Here is a 22,827-nt window from a genome sequence, read left to right on the forward strand (position 1 = left end):
CGTCAGCTGCCTGGGAATCGACAGGCAGCTGATGCTGCGCCACGAACATCACATGGAGTTCATGGCACGTCACTGAGTCGCCCGATCAGATTCCACGTCGTTTCGGGCTCCGGCCCGGTCGCAAAGGCCGCTCGGCACAAACCACGCTTGGGGATCCTCGATCACGAATCTCGGCTAGATGAAAGACTCATGGGGAGAGTCATCCTGATGACGACGGGGTTGCTCTCGTCGAGCCAGCGGTCGCTTGGCGTCACGCGTGCATCGTTCCGCAATCGCGTGAATCGTTCGGCTTCAACTTGAGCCGTCCTGTAAATGGAGAGGTTGACCATGCCTGCCCTTTGCGAAATTTGTCATGCCCGGCCCGCAGTTGCACAAGTGACGGTAGTACAAAACGGCCAGCGTAAATCGATGTCGATCTGTGATTACGATTACCGTCAATTGATGCGCCATCAAAGCATGCTCAATCCGTTCGATTCCCTGCTCGGCGGCGGTCTTTCGCGTCTATTGGGCGAGCTTCCCGGCGCGGCCGGAGACGAGCATGACGACGACGCTGGACTCGTCGCTTCTGTGCCGCGCGAGTCCGTCGATGCCACCGATGCGTTCAGCGAGCAGACAATGGAACTGCTGCAGCGCGCGGCGGAAAAAGCTCACGAACTGCAGCGCACCGAGCTCGACACGGAACATGTGCTGTACGTCCTCGCCGACACCGACGTTGTCGCGGCGCTCTTCAAGGAATTGAAGCTTTCGCCGGAGGACATCAAACGATACATCGACCAGCACGCGCAAAAGGGTCACGCCGACTCCGACGCGCCCATCGACAAGATGACGGTCTCGCCGCGGCTGAAGAAAGCGTTTCAATACTCGTTCCAGGCGTCGCAAGAACTGGGGCATTCCTATGTTGGTCCCGAGCACGTGCTGATCGGCCTGGCCGCCGTTCCGGACAGCATCGCGGGCGCGTTGCTCAGGAAATACGGCGTCACGCCCGAGGCGTTGCGGCAGAAAGTGGTGAAGGTCGTCGGCAAGGGTGCGGAAGATGGACGCGTCGACACGCCCAGCGGCACGCCGACACTGGACAAGTTCGGACGCGATCTCACCGCAATGGCGCGGCAGGGCAAGCTCGACCCTGTACTGGGACGCGCGCAGGAAATCGAGAGCACGATTGAAGTGCTCGCGCGGCGCAAGAAGAACAATCCGGTGCTGATCGGGGAACCGGGCGTGGGCAAGACCGCGATCGTGGAAGGATTGGCGCAGCGCATCGTGAACGACGACGTGCCCGAGGATCTGCGCGGCAGGCGGCTCGTCGAGATCAACCTCAATTCGATGGTCGCTGGAGCGAAGTATCGCGGCGAATTCGAAGAGCGCGCGAAGCAGTTGATCGACGAAATCACCGCGAAGCAGAGCGAGCTGATCGTCTTCATCGACGAATTGCATACCATCGTCGGTGCGGGACAGGGCGGCGGCGAAGGCGGTCTCGATATCGCCAACGTGCTCAAGCCCGCGCTCGCGCGCGGCGAGCTGAGCCTGATCGGCGCGACGACCCTCAACGAGTATCAGAAGTACATCGAGAAGGACGCGGCGCTCGAGCGGCGTTTCCAGCCCGTTCTGGTACCGGAACCGACCGTCGAGCAGACCATCGTGATTCTGCGCGGCCTGCGCGACAAGCTCGAAGCGCACCATCAGGTGACCTTCGCGGACGACGCGTTCGTCGCGGCGGCAGAGCTTTCCGATCGCTATATCACCTCGCGTTATCTGCCGGACAAGGCGATTGATCTCATCGATCAGGCAGCGGCGCGCGTGCGCATTGGCTCGACTTCCCGGCCGCCTGACATCCAGGAACTCGAAGCGGAGATCGCGCAGTTCAAACGCGAGCAGGACTATGCATCGTCGCGCAAGCGCTTCGACGAGGCCAAGGGCTTCGAGGAGCGCATCAAGGAGAAGCAGGCGAACCTCGACGAGCTAACCGAAGCGTGGCAGCGCAAGACCGGATCGGAGACGCTCGAAGTGACGGTCGCCGCAGTCGCTGAAGTCGTATCGCGTCTCACCGGCATACCGGTCACCGAGCTGACGCAAGAGGAGCGGCAGAAGCTGCTCGACATGGAGAACAAGCTGCGCGAGCGCGTCGTCGGGCAGGACGAAGCCGTGCTCGCCGTGAGCGATGCCGTACGTCTCTCGCGCGCCGGCATGGGTCAGGTCCATCGGCCGATTGCGACGTTCCTGTTCCTCGGTCCGACCGGTGTCGGGAAAACGGAGCTTGCGAAGGCGCTCGCGGAAACCGTGTTTGGCGACGAGCAAGCCGTGATTCGCATCGACATGTCGGAATACATGGAGCGACATGCGGTCGCTCGATTGATTGGCGCGCCTCCGGGCTATGTGGGGTATGACGAAGGTGGTCAGCTCACCGAGCGCGTGCGCCGCCGTCCGTATTGCGTGATCCTGCTCGATGAAATCGAGAAGGCGCATCCGGATGTGAACAACGTGCTGCTGCAAGTGTTCGACGACGGCAGACTCACCGATGGCAAGGGCCGGGTAGTCGACTTCAGCAACACGATCATCATTTCGACCAGCAATCTCGGGTCGTCGATCATCATGGACAACCTCGAGAAGAGCGACAAGGATCGCGATTCGGAGAAGGAAATCCGCGAGAAGCTGATGGACGTGTTAAAGGGGCACTTCCGTCCCGAGTTCCTGAACCGCATCGACGAGATCATCGTTTTTCACGGACTTTCGCGCGGGAACATCCGCGCGATTGTGCAGATCCAGATCGATCGCGTAGTGCGGACCGCGGCGGCGCAGGGCATTACGCTCAGGGTGCAGGACTCGCTAATCGATCATCTCGCCGACGTGGGCTATCGACCGGAATTCGGTGCGCGCGAGCTGAAGCGCCAGATTCGTCAGGAACTCGAGACGAGGCTTGCAAAGGAAATGCTGGGCGACAAGATCAAGTCCGGCGATACCGTGGATGTGGCCTTCGACAAGGGCTCGGACAAGGTGACGCTGACGACGGTCGAAGCTGAAGCAAAGCCGAAGGAGAAAAAGGGCAAGCCGGCGAGCAAGAAGGGCGCGCCGAAGTCGGACCAGGACAGGAAGGAATCCTCGAAGACCGATTCCTGATCGCCATCGTCGGCATTTGTGTATTTCGTGGAGCGCCACGCTCGGTGAAGAACACTGCCGGAGCGCAGCGGCGATATCAGTTGCCCGCGGTCACGGCTGCCGTGACGAAGATCGATGCTCGCATCGGCCTGCTCGGCGGTGATGAGCGACATGTCGGCGTAGCGTGTGATCGGCGACGACAGGAAGGACGTGATGCAGACAGTATGGGCTCCTCGCTCGCGCGCGATCTGAAGCGCGCACCGTGGCCTTTGTCCGTCGCGAATTGCTGATCCGGAACACGACGCATTTGTCGTCGAGATCCACGGACGTGAACTGCTGGATGCTCTGATCTCGGTAGAAGATGCACTTCTTGCCCACGCGAAAGAATCGCACCACGCCATTTTCCGCGGCGAGCGCGAACGGCGGGACGACCGGCACGAAAGCATTTCCCCGACGGTTTCCGTCGCCGGCAGCGCCCGGCGTTGAGAAACGCGCGAAAGATGCGACCATACAGCCGTGGCCGGCTGCTCGCGACGTCAAGATGCGCAACGCGATTGCGCCCGCCAGCCACACGGTGCGGGACTGCTGCGCGCTTGCCGCTATACTTCCCCCTCCACCACGGACCGGCCACATCTGCTCCCTTGGTTGACGAAGTGTTCGGCTGTTCGAATCTCTTCATCCCTTGGACGTCATCCTTCGGAAACGTCGCTTGCGCTACGTTCCGGGGCCATCGAGTGGCTCGCCATCTGGCTATCCACGCTCCATCACCGACAACGCGATCTCCTTCTGCGCCTCGAGACTCGCGAGTTGCTTTGTCAGCGACGCACGTATCGATTCGTACGCAGACTTGCCCAGCGCAAGCCGTAGCGGAGGGGACGGACTGTCGATCGCGGTGATCATTGCGTCGACAGTTTTCGCCGCATCCGCAAAATCGAAATAGCCAGCGTCGAGTGCGCACCGGATTTCACCGACGGGCGTGTCGTCGTACACGCGCATCGGCGCCGCGCGGTCGAGACCCGCGCCAAAGTTGGTGCGCGTAGGACCGGGCTCCATGATCACGAAGTCGATGCCGAACGGTCCGACTTCTTGCGCGGCAGCTTCGACGAAACCCTCGATTCCCCATTTCGCCGCGTGATAAATGCTAAAAGCCGGATAGCCGATTCGGCCGCCTTCCGACGACACCTGCACGATCCGTCCGCCGCCCTGTTCCCGCAGACGCGGAATGACCGCGCGTATCAACTGGATCGACCCGGTCAGATTCGTCTCGATCTGCCGTGCAATCTGGGTGTCGTCGAGCTCTTCGGCCGCGCCGAACAGCCCGTAGCCCGCGTTGCTGACGACGACGTCGATGCGCGCGAGCGCAGCAAATGCCTGCGCTACAGCGGCTCTGATTGCATCGACGTTCGTCAGGTCGCAAGTGACGACCTCCAGTCGGTCGCCGTGTTGCTTGCGCAGATCGTCCAATGCGCCGGGCCTGCGCAGCGTCGCGACAACGCCGTCGCCGCGTGCCAGCAGCTTCTCCGTCAGCCCACGCCCCAGCCCGCTCGATGCGCCCGTGATCAGCCAGTTCTTCGTCATGCTCATGCTCCGTTGGAAGGATCAGGAGTTCATGCTAGAACAATGGAATTCGTCGGAGAAGCCAGGCCGATCGGCATGACGTGTTGAAGGAAATTCACCAATGGGCAAACCGACTCTCAACGATTTGCAGGCGTTCATGGTCGTCGCCGCGCGGCGGAGCTTCGTGCAGGCCGCAGGCGAACTGGGCGTGTCGCGTTCGGCGCTGAGCCATGCGATGCGCGGACTCGAGAACGATCTGGATGTGCGCTTGCTGCACCGGACCACGCGCAGCGTATCCCTGACAGAAGCGGGGGAGCGTCTGCTTGCACGTCTGCGCCCTGTGCTGAGCGATCTCGATCACGTGCTCGACGAGGTCGCGCGGGAAGATGAGGCGCTTCGCGGCACGCTGCGCATCAATGGAAGCGACGGGGCGATCCGTCAACTGCTCCAGACTGTCGTGCCGCGCTTTCTGGCGATGTATCCGCAGATGGAGCTGGATCTCGTCTCGGACGGACGTTTCGTCGATATCGTCGCGGAAGGCTTTGATGCAGGCGTAAGGCTCGGTGAAGCGGTACCCAAGGACATGATCGCGGTACGGGTCAGCGAGGATTCACGCTTTGTTGCAGTGGCGTCGCCGCGTTATCTGCGCAAGTATGGCCGGCCTGCCGTGCCGGACGAATTGCAGGCCCATCGCTGCGTCCGGCAACGTCTGCCCAGTGGCAAACGCTATCGATGGGAGTTTGCGCGTCACGGTCAGGCCTTCACGATAGATCCGCCCGGCGCGCTCACGATGGACAGCAATACGTTGATGATCGAAGCGGCACTGGGGGGACTCGGTATTGCATACGTACCCGAGCCGTATGCGCGCGACGCGATGGCACGCAAGCGGCTCGTTGCGGTGCTGAGCGATTGGTGCCCGCTCATTCCCGGACTGTTTCTCTATTTTCCCGGAAGCCGACATATTCCCGCCGGGTTGCGGGCATTCATCGAGCTGGTGCGGCAACTGCCCGGCAGCGTGTCCGAGCCGTCGAGGTAGCTTCCGCGAATCAGCAGCTTCGCACGGCCTTTGATGCAACCGTTAGCTGAACTCGAGCTCAAGTCGTAACTGGATTGAAAACAGTCATGACGGTGGTCGCCATCGAACGACCTGATCGGGCAGACCAGCGCGGACTGCCTCGGGCAGCGGGCGGCCATTTTCTGCCGTTCGGCTACGCGCCGGCGCTGACGCTCCAAGTCATGCGCGGCCGAAGCTCCCAGACGCCCCTGGCCCAGCCGCATTCGCACACCGCAAAGCACACCCCGTCAGCCACGCTCCAACCGCCTGAGTACCGTCCCCACCAACCTGTCAAACGGCAATGTACTCGCAGCCAGCGCACTGACCTCAGAAAAATTCTCCCTCACGATATCTGTCAACACCTGCCCCGGCGGCGCCTCGACCAGCACCTGCGCGCCCATTTCCTGCATCACGGTGAGCGCATCGAACCAGCGCACGGTGTAACGCATATTGGTCGCAAGATCCTCGCGAATCGCATCGGCCGTATATAACGGGCGTCCACCGCGATTGCCGATATAAACACCGCGCGGTCTTTCAAAATGCAACGTGCGCGAGTACGCCAGCAGTTCGTCGCTCGCGCGCGCGAGCAATTCGCAATGCGAGGGCACGCTGACCGCGAGCCGCGTGGCCTTGCGCGCGCCGGCCGCGAGCGCGCGTTCGATGAACCCGTCGAGCGCATCGTCCGCGCCGGCCATCACGATCTGGCGCGGTGCATTGACGTTGCCGACATACACGCGTTGCCGTTGCTCCGCGGCCTGCTGTGCAACGAGCGTTTCCGCCTGCCGCTCGCTCAAGCCGGAGACGGCCGCGAGACCATAGCCCGCCGGATAAGCGGTTTCCATCAGCTCGGCGCGTCGCTGCACCATCTTCAGCGCGTCGCGGAACGCCACCGCGCCACAACTGACCGCCGCCGCATACGCGCCGATCGACAGTCCCGCGCTGATCTGCGCCGCCAATCCTTCATCGGCGAGCGCGCGCATGATCGCGACGCCCGCGACGGTCAAGCCCAGTTGCACCGCGACCGTCGAATCGAAAGCGTCGGCTGAGTCGAGCGTCAGCACGTCGATGCCAAGTGTGTCGGAGGCTTCAGCGAGCGTGTCCTGTACCGCGCGATGCTGCGGCAGTCGATGCAGAAAGCCTTCGCTCTGCGCACCCTGGCCGGGGAACAGAAGCGCGAGCATCAGGCAATGCCATGGTGAGCAACCGCCGCCCACGGATCGGCGATCAAGCGGGGGCCGCTCGCATCGCGGGCAAGCACGCGCGCCTTGCCTGCGGCCCATTCCGCGAGCGCCACGCCACCCGCGGGCGTTTCGAGTTGCGCATCGATGCGGATACCGATATGCGCCGCGAGCGTTTGCAGTTGCTCCAGCAAAGCACTCGCGACATTCAGCGCCAGCGGTTGCGGCACGCGGATCAACAGATCGAGGTCGCTCGTTTCGTTGACAGTCGGCACGTGCGTCGCCAGTTCAAAGCCGGTGCTGCCAATAGGTCCCCAAGCGAATCCACCAAGCGGACCGCCCGAATCACGTTGCAACGAAAGCAGTGCAACGAACGAGGGCAATGCAGCACGTCCAGCATCGGTTTGCGTCTGCGCGAGCGATTCCGGCGGCACGGCACCGACGATATCGTCCGCATGCACCCATGTGCCGTAGCGTTGCGCTCGCTTCGCACCGCGCACGCCGATCGCGACGAAACCATCAGCGGTGAGCGCGCGTCGAACGACCGCATACGGCGCGCGTTCGAACGCGTCGCGAACCCACGCTGGTTCGTCATCGGGCGAGTCCAGCCGCCGCAAGCGCAGCAGATCATGCGGCCGCCACCGCGCGTCGCACGACGTGGCGTGCACGGTGGAGAAGGGCGCAGCCGCGCACACGCGCATCACACGGCATCCCATTGTTCGGCAAGACGCCGCCGCACCTCGATCGACGCCGCGCGAGTCTGCCGCGCCGCCGCCGATTCCAGCCGACGCGCGAGCGTACGATCCCCCTCGCGCGCGCTGCGAATCTGCTCGACCAGCACCGTGCGCACGCGCTCGATCTGTGCCGCGTCGGGCGCGTCCGCGTCGATGCCTTCGATCAACTGATCGAGCAGCCCCAACTTCGCGAACGACGTCATCGAATACGACATCGGCACGATCGTGTCGCCGAGTTCGTCGAGTTCTTCGACCGTGCGGCGCGTGACACGCGCGGCCGCTTCCTTGCCCATCGCGTGGACCATCGTGCCGGGCGCGTCGAGCGCGACGATGCGGTTCGCCTGATAGCCGTGCGCGAGGAACGCGCCGGACATCGCCGGACCGACGATCAGCGCGATCACCGGATGGCCGGCGTCGCGCGCGCTCGCATAGGCGTCGACGGCGGCCGCGCAGGCGAGGTGGATGCCGAGCATTTCCTCGCGATAGCCGTACGCTTGGCTCTTCACGTCGACGATCGCGACGATCGGGCGGCGCGTGCCTGCATCCACACCCGCATCCGCTTCGATCGCTTCACGCACCGCGCGCGCGAGTTGCCAGCCTTGTTCGAGCCCGACCACGTTGGTGGTCGCGCGCGGAAAACGGTTCGCGGGATCGGGCACGACCGTGATGAAGCGCGCGGTGTCGCCGCCGAGCGGCGCATCGCCGCTCCAGACGGGCGCCGTGCTCGACGGTTCACCGGCAAGTGCATTAAACCAGCGCGCGCCGCGCGTGAGTGTCGTGTCGTTCATGCCTGCTCCCTGTTCGACGCATCGCGCCCTTGCGGGTTGTACACATCACGCAGCGTCTCGGGCGTGACGCTCGCCGGATCGATCCGCGCGAGCCTCTGCAAGAACGTGTCGACCTGCTCGCTGCGATGCGTGCCCGGCACGCCTTGCGCGAACGCGGCGTGTACGGCGGCGCGCACGGCCTCGGCATCGTCGTCGACGAGTGTGTCGGCGAGCGCGCTCGCGACGCGCTGCTCGCCGCCGATCAGTTGCCATACGCGGCGGCGGTCGCTCGCGTCGAGTTCTTCGATACCGGCTTCCTGCTCGATCACTTCAGGTCCGTTCATGCCGAGCCGTCCCTGCTTCGTCACGATCAGATACGAGCACAGCGCGGCCGCGAGCGACATGCCGCCAAAGCAGCCGACCATGCCGGCGATCACGCCGACCACGGGCACGCGCCGGCGCAGCGCGACGATCGCTGCCTGAATCTCGGCGATGACCGCAAGCCCAAGGTTCGCTTCCTGCAACCGCACGCCGCCGGTCTCGAACAGCACGACCGGGCGCACGCGCTTGCCACGCTCGCAGTCGCGTAGCGCCATCTCGAGCGCCGCGGCGATCTTGCTGCCCGACACTTCGCCGATGCTGCCGCCCTGGAACGCCGATTCGATCGCGGCGACTACGACCGGTTCGCCGTCGATCGTGCCGCGCGCGATCACGCAGCCGTCGTCGGCCTGGCAGACGATGCCCTGCAAGGGCAGCCAAGGCGACCCAATGCGATCGAACGGTCCGAGCAGTTCGCGGAAGCTGCCCGCGTCGAGCAGCGAGCGGGCGCGCTCGCGCGCGGGCAGTTCGATGAAGCTTTCGCGCAGCAGCGGCGCGCTATCTACGCTGGCGCTCGTGCTCATACGCTGTCTCCTTCCTCGGCCGCTTCGACCGCTTCGGCGAGCCGCAACGCGACCACGCCCGGCGTCGCGCCGAAGTCGTTGATCTCGATGTGCGCGGCGCCGTCGTAGCGCGTGAAGAAGCGGTCGAGCACGCTCTTCCAGATGTGGCTATAGCCGTCGACGCTGGTGCGCACCACCACGTGCGCGGCGAGCGCCGAACCGCCTGGATCGGCGGCGGCAGGCGACAGCAGCACTTCCAGATCGCCCGAGCCGACCACGCCGACGTGCGCGCGGGTCGTGACGGCGCGTTGCGCCGGATAGTCGAAGGTCAGATGTTCCATGAGGCTCAGCTCCGGCTGGCGTCGCGATGCGCCAGCATGTCGAGAAAGAGGGTGGCGGCGAGCAGATCGGCCGCGCCGCCCGGCGATGCGTTCAGCGACAGCAGTTCGCGTTCGAGCGCGTCGAGCGCGACGCGGCCCGCGGCTGTCGAACTGCCGCCCGCGTCGAGCACGCGCCGCGCGCCGCGCTGCCCCGCATGCAAGCCCGCGAGTCCCGCGCGATGCAGCAGGCAGGTATCGTCGAGCGTGCTCATGATCGCGAGCAGCGCATCGATGCGCGCGGCGTTTTCGTCGAGACCGCGTGCGCGGGCCGCGTGCAATGCCGGCAGGCCGACCTCGAGCGCGTGCGGAAAGCCGTCCTGCGCTTCGCGCCGCGCGCCGCCGACCTGATAGCGTCGACGCGCGCGTTCGCCGTGGCTATCGGACGAAGCGGCGAAGCGGTCCGGGAAGCAGGCGATCTGCGCGGCCACCGTGCAGATGCGCGAGGTATCGACACGGTTGGGATCGCCAGGTCTGTGCGCACGCATGGAGGAACTCGAAGCCGTTTCGAGCGCCACGCCCGCAACCAGCAAGCCGATGATCCAGATCGCGCCGCGATGCGCATTGCTCCCTCCCGTCGCCTGCATCATCTCCTGTTCGCCCGCGCGGCCGATCTGCGCGAGCTCGGCGCGCAGCAGCGCCGAGGGTTCGCCGCGGCGGCGCGCCGTGCGCGCGAGTGCCGCGAAGGTCGGTTCGAGCGCGTGCGCGGAGCGCCGCATGATCTCGAGATCGAGGTCGCGATGCGCGCCGCTGCCGCGCCGGTCGACGAGCGCGGGCTTCGGCGTGAGCTCCGCCTCGTCGATCAGCGCGATGATCGCGTCGCGCGCGAGTTGGGCGTCGGAAAACGGCGCGACCGGCGAGGTGCCACATGCATCGTGTAGGACCGAAGCATGCGGCGCGTCCAACCGTTCAGGAAGAACAGCAGCGGATGCCATCGTCACCAGCTCCGGAAGCGCGCGGGCGGCGCGTACAGTCCGCCCGACCACGTGACCAGATCGTCGATGCTGCGCGCCGCGAGCAGCGAACGCTTCGCGTCGCCGCGCCGGATGCCGAGATCTTCCGGATACGCGACGATGCCGCGCCGGCGAAATTCCGCGGTTTTCTCGGGCTTCGCGCGCAGACCGATCGGCGTGACACCGGCCACCGCCGCGACCGCCGCGCGCCGCTCGTCGATGCCTTCGGCCTTGTGCAGATGCGCGATGCCTTCCTCGGTGACCACATGGCTCACGTCGTCGCCGTAGATCATCACCGGCGCGATCGGCATGCCGTTTTTCGCGCCGACCGCGACCGCGTCGAGTTCATCGACGAAGGTCGGCTCGCCGCCTTTCTTGTACGTTTCCGCGAGTTGCACGACGAGCTTCTGGCCACGCGACACCGCGCCGTCGCCCTTCAACAGCTTCAGCCACGCCTCGCTCGAATGACGCCGGCCGCGCGGATCGTGGCCCATGTTCGGCGCACCGCCAAAACCGGCGAGCCGTCCGCGCGTGACCGTCGACGAATTCGCGTCCGCATCGATCTGCAGCGTCGAGCCGATGAACAGGTCGACGCCGTATTGCCCGGCCAACTGGCACAGCACGCGGTTCGAGCGCAGGCTGCCGTCGTTGCCGGTGAAGAACACATCGGGGCGCGCCTCGATATACGCCTCCATGCCGACCTCGCTGCCGAAGCAATGGATGCTGTCGACCCAGCCCGATTCGATCGCGGGGATCATCGTCGGGTGCGGATTGAGTGTCCAGTTGCGGCAGATCTTGCCCTTGAGACCGAGCGATTCGCCGTAGGTGGGCAGCAGCAGTTCGATCGCCGCGGTATCGAAGCCTATGCCGTGATTTAGCGACGTGACGCCATACGGCTCGTAGATGCCGCGTATCACCATCATCGCGGTCAGCACCTGCAAGTCGCCGATATGGCGCGGATCGCGCGTGAACAGCGGCTCGACCGCGAACGGCCGGTCCGCCTGCACGACCACGTCGACCCACGAGCCCGGAATGTCGACGCGCGGCAATTCGTCGACGATCTCGTTGACCTGCACGATCACGATGCCGTGACGGAACGCGGCGGCCTCGGCGATCGTCGGCGTGTCCTCGGTATTCGGGCCGGTGTACAGATTGCCGTGACGGTCGGCCTTGTCCGCGCACAGCAGTGCAACGTGCGGCGTCAGGTCGACGAACATGCGCGCATACAGCTCGACATACGTATAGATCGCGCCGATTTCGAGCTGGCCGTCTTCGAGCAGTTGCGCGACGCGCAGACTCTGCGGCCCCGCGAACGAGAAATCGACCTTGTGCGCGATGCCGCGCTCGAACAGCGTCAAGTGCTCAGGACGGCTAATGCTCGAAATCAGCAGATGCACGTCGTGCAGCTTGTGAGGATCGACCGTGGCGAGCGAGCGCGACAGGAAGTCGGCCTGCTTCTGGTTGTCGCCTTCGAGCGCGACGCGCTCGCCGGGCTGGATCAGCGTTTCAAGCGCATCGACGATGCGGTGCGTGGGCAGCACGCCGTCTTCGAGCCACGGCGCGATGGCCGCGAGGCGGCGGTTCTTTTCGTCGCGCCGGGTCGTCCACGAGCGGGCAGTGGACCGCGATGCGGCAGCTTCGGCGGGGTGGTTCATCGGCTCGGTCATCGGTTCGATCAGCTCCCGGTGGTGACGCGCGGGCGTCGGCCGCGCGGCTTCGGTTGATGCGCAAGCGCTTCTTCGCGCGCGCGCTCGGTCAGGAAACGATGCAGAAGCTCGCCGGTGCCGAGCAGATGCGCGACCACCAGCGACTGCGCGGTCGCGATATCGCGGCGCTCGACGGCTTCGAGCAGCGCGGCGTGCTCACTGTCGGACTCGCCCTTGTACGACGGCAAGCCGAACTTCAGGCGCAGATAGCGTTCGCCGCGCCGGTGCAGCAAGCCGATCATGTCCTCGAGCTGCGGCCGGCCGGCGGGCGCGTAGAGACACATATGGAACGCGGCATTGCGCGTGACGTATAGCGACGGATCCTCTTCGCGCTCGGCGGCGTGGCACAACTCCCTGGCTTCGCGCAGCGTCGCGGCGGTGTGATGCGGAATCGCAAGGCCGAGCGCGAGACTTTCGAGCGCCGAGCGGATCTCGTAGATCTCGCGCGCTTCGTTGGCGGACAGCGGCGCGACGCTCGCGCCTTTATGGACCGCCGCGCGTGCCCAGCCCTCGCTTTCGAGCTGGCGCAGCGCCTCACGAACGGGAATCGCACTGACCGAGAAATGCCGGGCAATCGCGTCCTGGCGCAGCGGGGCGCCAGGCGCGAGCGTGCCGTCGACGATCGCCGCGCGCAGCGCCTCAGCAATCATGTGCGAGGTGCTTTCGCGCGGCGCGGCGGCCGGAAGAAACGAACCGGACATGGCGGCTTCCAGGGGAAAACCTTCAGTTGCGTCGGTCATGGTATCAAATATTATATATAAAAAGACGCGCATTTCAGCGCGGGCAAACCCGGAAGTCTTGAACCACATTCCAGGCAGGTGCTCGCGCCGTCCTCTGAATGAGTTGTACGAGGACATCGCTGATCAATCAACGTCGTCGAGCCATCCCCAAGCGCGCCCGTCCCTTTCTTCGTTACGTTCAACTATCGTAGGCCGGAGGAGCATGATGAATACGGTAACCGACCGACGAGCGCTCGCGCGTCAGCGCACACCGCTCAATCGTTCGCAGATCGCAGGGTTCTGGGGAGCGTGGGCCGGCTGGACGCTCGACGGCATGGACTCGTTCATTTACGCGCTGGTTCTCACGCCCGCGCTGACCGAGCTGTTGCCGCGTTCGGGGTTCGCGGCGACGCCGTCGAATGTCGGCCTCGCAGGATCGATCCTGTTCGCGCTGTTTCTGGTCGGTTGGGGACTGTCGTTCATCTGGGGACCGCTCGCCGATCGCTTCGGCCGCACCAAGGTGCTCGCCGCCACCATCTTCACGTTCGCGATTTTCACCGGGCTCGCCGCGACCTCGACCAATGTGTGGCAGCTCGGTATTTATCGCTTCATCGCGGGCGTCGGGATCGGCGGGGAATGGGCGCTCGCGGGCACCTACGTTGCCGAGGCCTGGCCGGAGGATCGTCGCAAAATGGGCGCCGGTTATCTGCAGACCGGCTACTACGCGGGCTTCTTTCTTGCGGCTGCGCTCAATTACACGGTCGGCGTGCATTTCGGCTGGCGCGCGATGTTCCTGACCGGCGCGGTACCGGTCGTCGTCGCGATTCTGATTCTGCTGCGCGTGAAGGAGCCGCAGAAGTGGCAGAAGGCCCACGCAAAGACGGTGCGCGTGAAGCCGTTGCGCGAGATCTTGGGGCCGGCTTACCGGCGTCGCACATGGGTCGCGTGCATTCTGCTGACCATCGCGATCATCGGGCTGTGGGCGGGCGCCGTCTACGAGCCGTCCGCGGTGATCCAACTGGCGGCGCGCGCCGGCATGTCCAAGGGCGATTCGATTCGCACCGCGTCGCTCGCGACCGGCCTGCTGTCGATCGGCACGATCCTCGGTTGTCTCGCGCTGCCGCCACTGGCCGAGCGCATCGGCCGCAAGATGACGCTCGCGGTGTACTTCGCGGGGATGGCGGTGTCGATCGCGGCGAGCTTCGGTTGGGCGTTCTATCTGCCGAACGGGCTCGCGCCGTTCATCGCGTGGCTGTTCGTGCTGGGCTTTTTCGGCGGCAACTTCGCGTTGTTCAGCCTGTGGCTGCCCGAGCAGTTCGAAACCCGCGTACGCGCGACGGCGTTTGCGTTCTGCACGTCGTTTGGACGCTTCGTCGGCGCCGGCGTCAACTTTCTGCTCGGCGCGGCGGTGCTGCATATGCAGACGCTCGGCGTGCCGATCGCGTTGACCGCGCTCGTGTTCGTGCTCGGCCTGTTCGTGATTCCGTTCGCACCGGAGACGAAGGGCGAGACGCTGCCGCAGTAAGAACCGGGCGGGCGGCGCGCCGCTTTACTTCGCGTGACTGCGTGCCCGCCCACCCGGATGGAGCAGCGTCAGCAACGGCCAGCCGAGATTGACGCCGAGACTCGCGGCGACGATCAGCGCCATGCCCGCCAGTTGCGAGAGCGACAGCGCACGGCCATACACGAGCGCATCCACGACGATCGCGGTCAGCGGATAAACGAACAACAGCACCGCGATCACTGGCGTGCTGAGCTTGGGCAGCGCGCCGTAAATCAGCACATACGACAATCCCGTGTGCAGCACGCCCATGCCGATCAGCCAGAACCACTGCATCGGACCGATATGCGTGAGCGTCAAAGGCGCGATGAGCGGCGCGATCAGCGGCAGACAGATCACGCCGACCGCGCATTGCGTGAGCGTCAGCAGATGCGGGCGCATTTCGCCGAGGCTCTTCGCGATCAGCGTGACGCTCGCATACAGCAGCGAGCCGAGCAGCGCTTCGCTCAAGCCGATCAGATAGCTGCTGTGGCCTTGCAGGTTTCCGGCCGCGATCACGCCCGACGCGAGCACGAGCCCGACGAACGCCGTCGCGATCCAGCCGAGCCGGTCCGCGCCGAGCCGCTCGTTAAAGAGCGCCGCGCCGATCAGCACGACCCAGAACGGCTGCACGTGAAACACGACGGTCGCGACCGCGATGCTGGTGCGATGAATCGCATCGAAAAAGCCGACCCATTGCGTGACCATCAGCACGCCGGAAATCAGCGCGAGCGCGACCGTGCGGCGCGTGAACTGCGCGCGCGTGAAAAAGCCCTTCCATGCGCAATAGGCGGCGAGCGAGAGAAAGCCGAACAGGCAGCGGAAGAACACGAGCGTCAGCGCATCGAGCCGCGCCTCCTCGACGAAAACGCCGATCGTGCCCATCAGCAGGCCGCCGCTCGCCAGCGTGATCGCGCCATGTTGACGTGAGGTGAGGGACATGCGCAACGACTCCGTAACATGATGCCCGCGAGTATTGCGCCGCTTGTGGTCTGTTCACAAACGAATTAAATTGAGCAATTCCATAAGCCCGGTTGATAAATCGTGAACCCTGAATTCGACGTCGATCTGTTGCGCAGCTTCGTCGCGGTCGTGGAGGCGGGCAGCTTCACGAAGGCGGCGGCGAGCGTGCATCGCTCGCAGGCGGCGGTCAGCATGCAGATCAAGCGGCTCGAAACGATGCTCGGCACGACGCTGTTCGCACGCAACACGCGCAACCTGTCGCTGACGCGGCCCGGCAGTACGCTGCTCGAATACGCGCGGCGCGCGCTTGCGTTGCAGGAGGAGGCGTGGTCGGCGATCGTGCGGCCCGAGGTGACCGGGCGGGTGGTGCTCGGCGCGCCGGACGACTATGTGTCGTCGCTGCTATCGCCGGTGTTGCGGCGTTTCGCGACGCTGTATCCGCGCGTCGAGATCGAGATCGTCTGCGCGCAGAGCACGGCGCTCGCGCCAATGCTCGCGGACAACAAGATCGACCTCGCATTCGTCACGCGCGACCGCAGGATGCGCGGCGAATTCGTGCGCAGCGAACCGATGGTGTGGGTGGGGGCGTCGGTCGATACGCCGGTGCTGAAGGCCTCGCCGTTGCCGGTGGGTTTGTACGAGCCGGGCTGCGTCGCGCGCCAGCACACGCTGGCTGCGCTGGATGGCGCGCGCATCCGTTATCGCGCGGCGTTCAGCAGCGCGAGCCTGATGGGGCTCGTCGCGACCGTGGATGCCGGTTTGTCGGTGATTGCACTGACGCGGTGCAGCGTGCCGCCGCGGCTCGCGATACTCGGCGACGCGCAAGGCCTGCCGAGAATCGCGCCGCTCGAAATCGTGGTCGCGCGCAGCGCGAAATCGGATCGGCCGACCTGCGATTATCTGGCGCAGCAGATGGTGCAGGATCTGTCGCTGCGGTAGCCAAGCGTGCCAGCCTTAGCCGTTCAGGTGCGCGAATAGGCGGTCACTTCACCCTCGACCGCGAGCCGCACGCGCTCACCCGGACGCGGGCACAGATAACCGGGCACGCGCGCGCGCACCATCGCCCGCGTCGCGGACTGCAATTGCAGCGCGACGCTTGCGTCCTGCCCCTGGAAGATCACGTCAGTGACGAGCGCGTCGTGTGCGGCGCCTGTGCGCGCGGTTTCATCGGCGCGCAGCAGGCGGATCTGCTCGGGACGCACCATCACGTCGACCGCACCGTGACCGACGGGCGCGACCAGTGGGAGTTCGCCGAGCTCGCAACTCGCGCGATCGTGTTGCGCGATGCCCGGCAACAACACCGCCTCGCCAATGAACGACGCAAGCTCGCGCGTCACCGGCCGGCGGTATAGCACTTCGGGCGTCGCGGTCTGGATCAGCCTCCCATTCCACAGCACCGCGACCTCATGCCCGAGCGACAACGCCTCGGACTGATCGTGCGTGACCAGCACGGCAGTCGCGCCGGCCGCGGCCAGCGCACTTGCGACCGCCTGGCGCGTTTCGACGCGCAGCGCGGCGTCGAGCGAGGAGAACGGCTCGTCGAGCATGATCAGCGTCGGCGTGGGTGCGAGCGCACGGGCGAGCGCGACACGTTGCTGTTGACCGCCCGACAGTTGCTGCGGCGCGCGCTCGCCAAAATGCGCGGGCAGGCCGACCAACTCCAGCAACTCAGCGACGCGATGGCGCGCGCGGCGCTGCGTGCGAGGCAGACCGAACACGATGTTGTCCGCGACCGACAGATGCGGAAACAGCGCGCCTTCCTGCGGCACGTAGCCGATGCGGCGTTGCTCCGACGGTACGTGCAGGTTGTCGCCGACGACGCGCCGGCCATCGATCTCGACGCTGCCGCCGTCCGCGCGCTCGAAGCCGCACAACAGCCGCAGCAGTGTGGTCTTGCCGCTGCCCGAGGGCCCCAGCAGCGCGAGCAGCGTGCCGCGCTCGACCGAGAGATCGAGGCCGTGCAGCACCGGGTGACCGTCGAACGATTTCTGCAGTCCGCGGATACGAAGTTCGCTCATGAAAATCCGAAGTAGTCGAACAAAAGCAGCGATGAAAAAACCGGCGCGTGTCAGCCGCGCTCGCCGAGCAGCGCCGAGCGGCCGAGCAGCGCGAACAGCAGCCCCGACGCGCACAGCGAGATGCCGGTCAGCAGCGCCGCATACGGCGCGGCCGCGGCGAACGCCATCGTCGACGTGTCGGCCCACACCTGGGTCGCCAGCGTTTGCGTGTCGAGCGGCGACAGCAGCAGCGTCGCGTTCAGTTCGGTGACGACCGAGATGAACACCATCGCCGCGGCAGCGCCGAGCCCGGGGCCCGCGAGCGGCAGCACGACGCGCACGAGCGTCTGCATCCAGTCAAGGCCGAGCGCGCGCGCGGTTTCCTCGAGGCGCGGCTGCGCCTGCATGAATGCCGCGCGCACGCTGACGAGCGCGACCGGCATGAACAGGATCGCGTAGGCGACGATCAGCAGCGTCGCACTTTCATAGAGCGGCTGCAGCGCATGCACGGCGAGCGAGACGATCGCGAGCGCAATCACGAGCCCCGGCACGCCCTGCGCGAGAAACACGGTGCGCTCGAACAGCGTCGCGAAACGCGTCGGATAACGCACCAGCAGAAACGCGAGCGGCACCACGAGCAACGTGGTCAGCGCGGCGGCCGCGAGGCCGAAACCGAGCGACGAACACGTCGCGTTCCACAGCAGTTCGGGCGATACGTCGGCGGGCGTCACGGCGGCCGCGCCCGGCTGCGTGAGCCAGAAGCCGATCATGCCGAGCGGTACGCCGAGCGTCGCAAGCGTCAGCAGCGCAAAGCCCGCGACGACGAGCCAGCGCCACCCGCCGAGCTCGTAGCGCAACACCGCGCGGCGCGTGCCGCGATCGACGCGCTCATAGCGCGCTGCACCGCGCACGCGAAACTCGAACGCAAGCACGACGAGGCAGATCACGATCAGCAGACACGCGAGCAGAGATGCACCGCCGCCGTCGAAGCTGGTGCGATATTCCGCATAGATCTGCGTGGTGAACGTATGAAAGCGCAGCAGCGTGAACGCGCCGAATTCCGATAGCACGCCGAGCGCGACGAGCAGCATGCCGCCGAGCAGCGCCGGCCGCAGTTGCGGCAGCACGACGCGCGCGAAACTCGTCCAGCGGTTGCAGCCGAGCGCGCGCGCGCTTTCTTCGAGTGCCGGGTCCATGCCGCGCAGCGCAGCGGCGACCGGCAGATAGACGAGCGGAAAATACGCGCAGGTCAAGACCAGCAACGCGCCGTTGAAGTCCTGCAAGTCCTCGCTCAAGGACACCCACGCATAGCTCGAAATGAAGGCCGGCATCGCGAGCGGCGCGGCGCACAGCACCGCCCACGCGCGCCGTCCGGGAAGATGCGTGCGCTCGACGAACCACGCGGCGGCCGTGCCGATCACCGCGCAAACGAGGGTAGTCGTGACGGTGATCAACGCCGTATTGACGAGCAGCTCGCCGACGAGGGGCCGCCAGATCAGATCGAGCGCGTCGCCGATTCCGAAGCTCGCCGCGCGCCAGAACGTAAACGCAATCGGCAGCAGCACCAGCAAAGCGCTGAGTGCTGCCGCCGCAAAAAGGCCGCGCGGCGCGCGCGTCCGCCCGCGCGCCGGGGCTGGGGGGACAGCCGGCGGACCGGCTGACAGTGCTTCGCTCATTTACAGCAGGCCTGCCTGACGTAGCAGCTTGCCGGCCTGGCTATCGTCGCCGAGCTGCTGGATCGTCAGCGTGGGCGGAGTCAGTTCGGCAAACGGCTTGAGGATCGGGTCCGGCGCGACACCCGCGTGCAGCGGATATTCGAACATCACGTGGCTGTTGGCCATCAGCTGCTGTGCGCGTTCGCTGACCAGATAGGCGAGAAACTTCTGCGCGCCGTCCGCGTTGTGCGCGGACTTCAGCACGCCCGCGCCCGATACGTTGACGAGCGCGCCGGCGTCGCCGTGGCCGAAGTGATAGATCGCGCTGCGGGTTTTCGCATCGCCGATTTCCGCATGCAGACGCGACCAGTAGTAGTTGTTGATCAGACCGGTCGCGACCGCGCCGCGATTGACCGCGGCGACCACGCCTTCGTCATCGTCGAAGATCTGCGAGTTGGCTTTGAGACCCTTCAGCCACGCGAGCGTCTGCTCTTCACCCTTCAGGGCCAGCACTGCGCTCACGAGTGGCAGGAAGTCGGCGTCGCTCGGCGCGATGCCGACCTTGCCTTTCCATTCAGGCTTCGCGAGGTCGAACACCGATTGCGGCAGTTGCGACGGCTGCAGCTTCGTCGTGTTGTATGCGAGCACGCTCTCGCGCGCGGTCACGGCGACCCATACACCGCTCGGCGAATTGAAACGTGCCGGCACCGCGCGCAGCGTCGCTTCGTCGACCTTCGCGAGCAGACCCTTTTCCTCGAGCAGCATCAGCTCCGGCGAGTTCTCCGTGAAGTACACGTCGGCGGGCGACGCCGGGCCTTCCGCGACGATCTGCGCGGCGAGCGCCGGGCCTTCGCCGCTGCGCACTTTCACCGAGATGCCCGACTGCTTTTCGAAGTCCTTTGCGAGCAGATTGACGACTTGCTCGTGCTGCGCGTTGTACAGCGTGATCGACGCCGAGTGAGCCGCCGACGGCATCGTCGCGAGCGCGGTGAGCGACAGCGCGGCCATGCTGCCGAGCGCGCGCAGACGGGTGGCAAACCAGGAATGAGCCATGTTGCAGAAGTCCGTTTTGATTGTGTTGAGTGAGCCAGGCGCTGCACGCCCGGCGTGCTTCATTTGCTGCATCACGTCTCGAACAGCCCCGCGCCGACATACGAACCCGGCTTCGCGCCCGGCGGAACGACGAAAATCGCGCTGCCGACGTGAGTCGTGAACTGGTTCATCATGTCGAACTTCGCGAGCCGGTCGTTGATCGGGATGAAGCCGGTGCGCGGGTCGCTCTGGTACGCGATGAAAATCAGCCCCGCGTCGTACTCGGTTTCCTGGCGCCACGGCGGCCAGCGCTCGATATAGAAGTTCGTGCCTTCGTTGTACGAATACGAGCGGCGCAGAATCTGCGCGCCGTTGTTGCTCGCCGGATTCGACAGACGCACGTGCGAGTTCTCGGGGATCACCGGGTTACCGTCCTTGTCCTCGGCCTTCAGATCCACCGCGTCGAATTCATGCTTGCTGCCGATCGGCGCGCCGCTGTACTTGTGGCGGCCGAACACCTGTTCCTGGAAACCGAGCTCGGTGTTGTCCCAGTGTTCGAGCGTGATGCGGATGCGGCGCACGACCGTGTAGGTGCCGCCTTCCATCCACGGCGCGTCGTCGGTGGCGCGAGCCCACACGAACTGGTTCATCAGCTCAGGCTTCGCGGTCGCCGGATTGTTGGTGCCGTCCTTGAAGCCCATCAGGTTGCGCGGCGTCTGAGCGCGCGGACCGGACAGAAAACCGGCCTGGCCCCAGCGCATCGCCGCGACGCCGTAGGCACGGCGCGTCAGTTGGCGTACCGCGTGAAACGCAACCTGCGCGTCGTTCGCGCACGCCTGGATGAACAGGTCGCCGCCGGTCTTCTCCTTGATCAGCTGATCGCCGTTGAAGCGCGGCAAATCGACGAGCGCGGCGGGGCGGCGCGACGCGAGCCCGTAGCGGTCCTTGCCGTCCTTCGTGAAGAGGCCGGGGCCGAAGCCGAACGTGATCGTCAGACCGTTCGGGCCGAGACCCAGCACGTCGCCGGAATCGGGGGCGGCCCGGTCGCCGCCGCCGTCGCCGTCGCCGGCGGGCAGCGCGACGGCCGTGCCGCCTTGCGTCAGGCGCGCGGCTGCTTCGGTCCACGTGCGCAGCAGGGCGATCACTTCGTCGCGCTTGTCGGTGGTCAGCTCGAGCGCGGCGACGTAGGTGTGGCTCTGCTGCGGCGTGACGATGCCGCCTTGATGCGGACCGTAGAACGGCTCGGCCGCGAACTGCGGATCGGCGTTCTGGGCGCTATGCGCGGGCGCCTTCGCGAGCGCGGGCGGCGAGGTCGCGAGGCCTGCGCCGAGACTCGCGCCGGCGGCGACCGCCGCGCCCCCCGCCTTCAGGAAGCCGCGTCGTGACGGCCGTGGGGGGTGATCGTTTGTCATGGCCAGTTCACCTTCTTGAAACTGCGTGGGTGCCGCCTACTTCGCGAGCACCAGTGTGTTCACGTCGTCTTCGACGTAGTAGAAGCCGTCGCCTTCCGGCGTCATCGCGATACCGAACAGGTCGCCGTTGCCGGGGGGCGATTGCGCCTTGTCGGTATCGATCCAGCGTGCGTACAGCTGCTTGCCGGTCGCCGGATCGATCTCGACGACCTGGCCGTTCAACGCGTTGGTCACCAGCAGGTGGCCATTGGGCGCGGTGACCATCGCGAGCGGACGATGCAGCAGGCCGTCGGCGGTCAACTGGCGGCCGACGCCCGCGCTGCTGTCGCGCGTGAGCGGATCGTCGATCTCGGTGATGCGGTTGCCGATCGCGTCGGACACGTACAGCAGCTTCTGATCGGCCGACAGCGCGAGGCCGGTCGGCCCGACGAGGAACACGCCCTTGTCGGCCTGCGCGCCGAAGCCGCTGCCGATCACGGTTTCCTGCTTCACGACGGGCGGCTTGCCTGCCGGCACGTCGAGGTCGAGGCGCAGCACGATGGCCTGCTTGAACACGGGCGGATTGCCTTGCGCGTCGCCGACGCCGAAGCCCGCGTTGCTGACGAACAGCGTTGCGCTCGTGCCGTTGTCGACGACCGCCATGTTGCCCCACGGATCGTTGATGTTCGGCGTCGAGACCGTCGACGCGATCTTGCCTTGCGGGTCGATCACGATCAGGCAGCCAGCGCCCTTGGTGCCGGTCGTGCCGTCGTTGCTCGGCGTGCTGCCGACGATCACCCAGCCGGACTTCAGCATCGTCATCGCGGTCGACAGGCCGATGCCGCCCGGGCATTCCTTCAGATCGCGCGGCACGGTCGCGAACACCGTCATCTGTCTGGTGTCCGGGTGATAGTCGATGATCGTGCTGCCGGTGCCCTGCAGGTTTGTCGAGTTGTTGAAGTTGCCGACCAGCACGTCGCCTTTCTTCACGGTGCCCGCGCTGACCGGCGCGACCACGAGCGCGTACGGATTCTGGTCGCCGTTATCCGGCACGGTGTTGATCAGCGTCGTGTGATGCTTGATCGTTTCAAGGAAGCCTTGCGGCTCGGCCTGCGCGCTGGCGGCCATCGTGAGAGCGGCGGCGCCGGCCATCGCGGCGAGCAGGGCTCGCGCGGCGCGCGCCGCAAGCTTGCGCGTGAGTTGATTCACGATCGGGCCTCCGTGCGGGTGCAC

At 65.8% G+C, this 22,827-nt stretch carries 19 protein-coding genes; 4 read left to right on the plus strand and 15 right to left on the minus strand.

Translation table 11 applies throughout. The features are described 5' to 3' along the window. The first annotated feature begins 327 nt into the window (after window positions 1-327). Window positions 328-3,111 (plus strand): ATP-dependent Clp protease ATP-binding subunit, encoded by a 2,784-nt coding sequence (locus tag OKW30_RS30370; protein WP_187631720.1) that lies wholly within the window; start codon window positions 328-330, stop codon window positions 3,109-3,111. A 729-nt stretch (window positions 3,112-3,840) separates the two neighbouring features. Here OKW30_RS30370 and OKW30_RS30375 read toward each other — a convergent pair. Continuing rightward, entirely contained in the window at window positions 3,841-4,668 is an 828-nt protein-coding gene (locus OKW30_RS30375; RefSeq protein WP_429348423.1) for an SDR family oxidoreductase, read from the minus strand. A 100-nt stretch (window positions 4,669-4,768) separates the two neighbouring features. Between OKW30_RS30375 and OKW30_RS30380 the strand changes: the two genes are divergently transcribed. After that, window positions 4,769-5,683: a LysR family transcriptional regulator gene (locus tag OKW30_RS30380; protein ID WP_429348424.1), complete on the plus strand. Its 915-nt coding sequence runs from the start codon at window positions 4,769-4,771 to the stop codon at window positions 5,681-5,683. A 266-nt stretch (window positions 5,684-5,949) separates the two neighbouring features. Here the strand turns inward: OKW30_RS30380 and mdcH are convergent, their stop codons facing one another. The 8 genes from mdcH to OKW30_RS30420 are packed head-to-tail and all read right to left on the minus strand — an operon-like array spanning window position 5,950 to window position 13,037. Continuing rightward, window positions 5,950-6,882 carry a malonate decarboxylase subunit epsilon gene (gene mdcH, locus OKW30_RS30385; protein WP_429348425.1) on the minus strand — a complete coding sequence of 311 codons (933 nt, stop codon included), beginning with the start codon at window positions 6,880-6,882 and terminating at the stop codon, window positions 5,950-5,952. Further along, window positions 6,882-7,580 (minus strand): malonate decarboxylase holo-ACP synthase, encoded by a 699-nt coding sequence (locus OKW30_RS30390; protein ID WP_429349194.1) that lies wholly within the window; start codon window positions 7,578-7,580, stop codon window positions 6,882-6,884. The genes mdcH and OKW30_RS30390 overlap by 1 nt, the downstream gene beginning before the upstream one ends. Next, window positions 7,580-8,401 (minus strand): biotin-independent malonate decarboxylase subunit gamma, encoded by an 822-nt coding sequence (gene mdcE, locus OKW30_RS30395; protein WP_429348426.1) that lies wholly within the window; start codon window positions 8,399-8,401, stop codon window positions 7,580-7,582. The genes OKW30_RS30390 and mdcE overlap by 1 nt, the downstream gene beginning before the upstream one ends. Then, window positions 8,398-9,282 carry a biotin-independent malonate decarboxylase subunit beta gene (locus OKW30_RS30400; RefSeq protein WP_429348427.1) on the minus strand — a complete coding sequence of 295 codons (885 nt, stop codon included), beginning with the start codon at window positions 9,280-9,282 and terminating at the stop codon, window positions 8,398-8,400. The genes mdcE and OKW30_RS30400 overlap by 4 nt, the downstream gene beginning before the upstream one ends. Further along, window positions 9,279-9,602 carry a malonate decarboxylase subunit delta gene (locus tag OKW30_RS30405; RefSeq protein WP_184038621.1) on the minus strand — a complete coding sequence of 108 codons (324 nt, stop codon included), beginning with the start codon at window positions 9,600-9,602 and terminating at the stop codon, window positions 9,279-9,281. The genes OKW30_RS30400 and OKW30_RS30405 overlap by 4 nt, the downstream gene beginning before the upstream one ends. Window positions 9,603-9,607: 5 nt before the next feature. After that, window positions 9,608-10,573 (minus strand): triphosphoribosyl-dephospho-CoA synthase, encoded by a 966-nt coding sequence (locus tag OKW30_RS30410; protein WP_429348428.1) that lies wholly within the window; start codon window positions 10,571-10,573, stop codon window positions 9,608-9,610. 2 nt (window positions 10,574-10,575) lie between these two features. Continuing rightward, window positions 10,576-12,246 (minus strand): malonate decarboxylase subunit alpha, encoded by a 1,671-nt coding sequence (gene mdcA / locus OKW30_RS30415; RefSeq protein WP_429348429.1) that lies wholly within the window; start codon window positions 12,244-12,246, stop codon window positions 10,576-10,578. Window positions 12,247-12,266: 20 nt separating this feature from the next. Beyond that, entirely contained in the window at window positions 12,267-13,037 is a 771-nt protein-coding gene (locus OKW30_RS30420; protein WP_429348430.1) for a GntR family transcriptional regulator, read from the minus strand. 205 nt (window positions 13,038-13,242) lie between these two features. Between OKW30_RS30420 and OKW30_RS30425 the strand changes: the two genes are divergently transcribed. Beyond that, complete coding sequence (locus OKW30_RS30425; protein ID WP_429348431.1) at window positions 13,243-14,541, plus strand: MFS transporter; 1,299 nt, start codon at window positions 13,243-13,245, stop codon at window positions 14,539-14,541. Between the two features lie 24 nt (window positions 14,542-14,565). Here OKW30_RS30425 and OKW30_RS30430 read toward each other — a convergent pair whose 3' ends face one another. After that, complete coding sequence (locus tag OKW30_RS30430; RefSeq protein ID WP_429348432.1) at window positions 14,566-15,498, minus strand: DMT family transporter; 933 nt, start codon at window positions 15,496-15,498, stop codon at window positions 14,566-14,568. Window positions 15,499-15,600: 102 nt separating this feature from the next. On the opposite strand from OKW30_RS30430, the gene OKW30_RS30435 reads away from it, so the two are divergent. Next, a complete protein-coding gene (locus OKW30_RS30435) occupies window positions 15,601-16,458 on the plus strand; it encodes a LysR family transcriptional regulator (protein ID WP_090806141.1) in 858 nt (285 codons plus the stop codon). A 23-nt stretch (window positions 16,459-16,481) separates the two neighbouring features. Here the strand turns inward: OKW30_RS30435 and OKW30_RS30440 are convergent, their stop codons facing one another. The 5 genes from OKW30_RS30440 to OKW30_RS30460 form a co-directional block, all read right to left on the minus strand. Continuing rightward, window positions 16,482-17,537 carry an ABC transporter ATP-binding protein gene (locus OKW30_RS30440; RefSeq protein WP_429348433.1) on the minus strand — a complete coding sequence of 352 codons (1,056 nt, stop codon included), beginning with the start codon at window positions 17,535-17,537 and terminating at the stop codon, window positions 16,482-16,484. 50 nt (window positions 17,538-17,587) lie between these two features. Then, window positions 17,588-19,192, minus strand: coding sequence for an ABC transporter permease (locus OKW30_RS30445; RefSeq protein WP_429348434.1), 1,605 nt, complete (start codon window positions 19,190-19,192; stop codon window positions 17,588-17,590). Continuing rightward, a complete protein-coding gene (locus OKW30_RS30450) occupies window positions 19,193-20,224 on the minus strand; it encodes an iron ABC transporter substrate-binding protein (RefSeq protein WP_429348435.1) in 1,032 nt (343 codons plus the stop codon). Window positions 20,225-20,295: 71 nt separating this feature from the next. Continuing rightward, a complete protein-coding gene (gene efeB / locus OKW30_RS30455; protein WP_429348436.1) occupies window positions 20,296-21,615 on the minus strand; it encodes an iron uptake transporter deferrochelatase/peroxidase subunit in 1,320 nt (439 codons plus the stop codon). Between the two features lie 36 nt (window positions 21,616-21,651). Further along, entirely contained in the window at window positions 21,652-22,746 is a 1,095-nt protein-coding gene (locus tag OKW30_RS30460; protein WP_429349195.1) for a hypothetical protein, read from the minus strand. Window positions 22,747-22,827: the final 81 nt, after the last annotated feature.

This window comes from Paraburkholderia sp. Clong3 (genome assembly GCF_050436485.1).
Lineage (GTDB): Bacteria > Pseudomonadota > Gammaproteobacteria > Burkholderiales > Burkholderiaceae > Paraburkholderia > Paraburkholderia tuberum.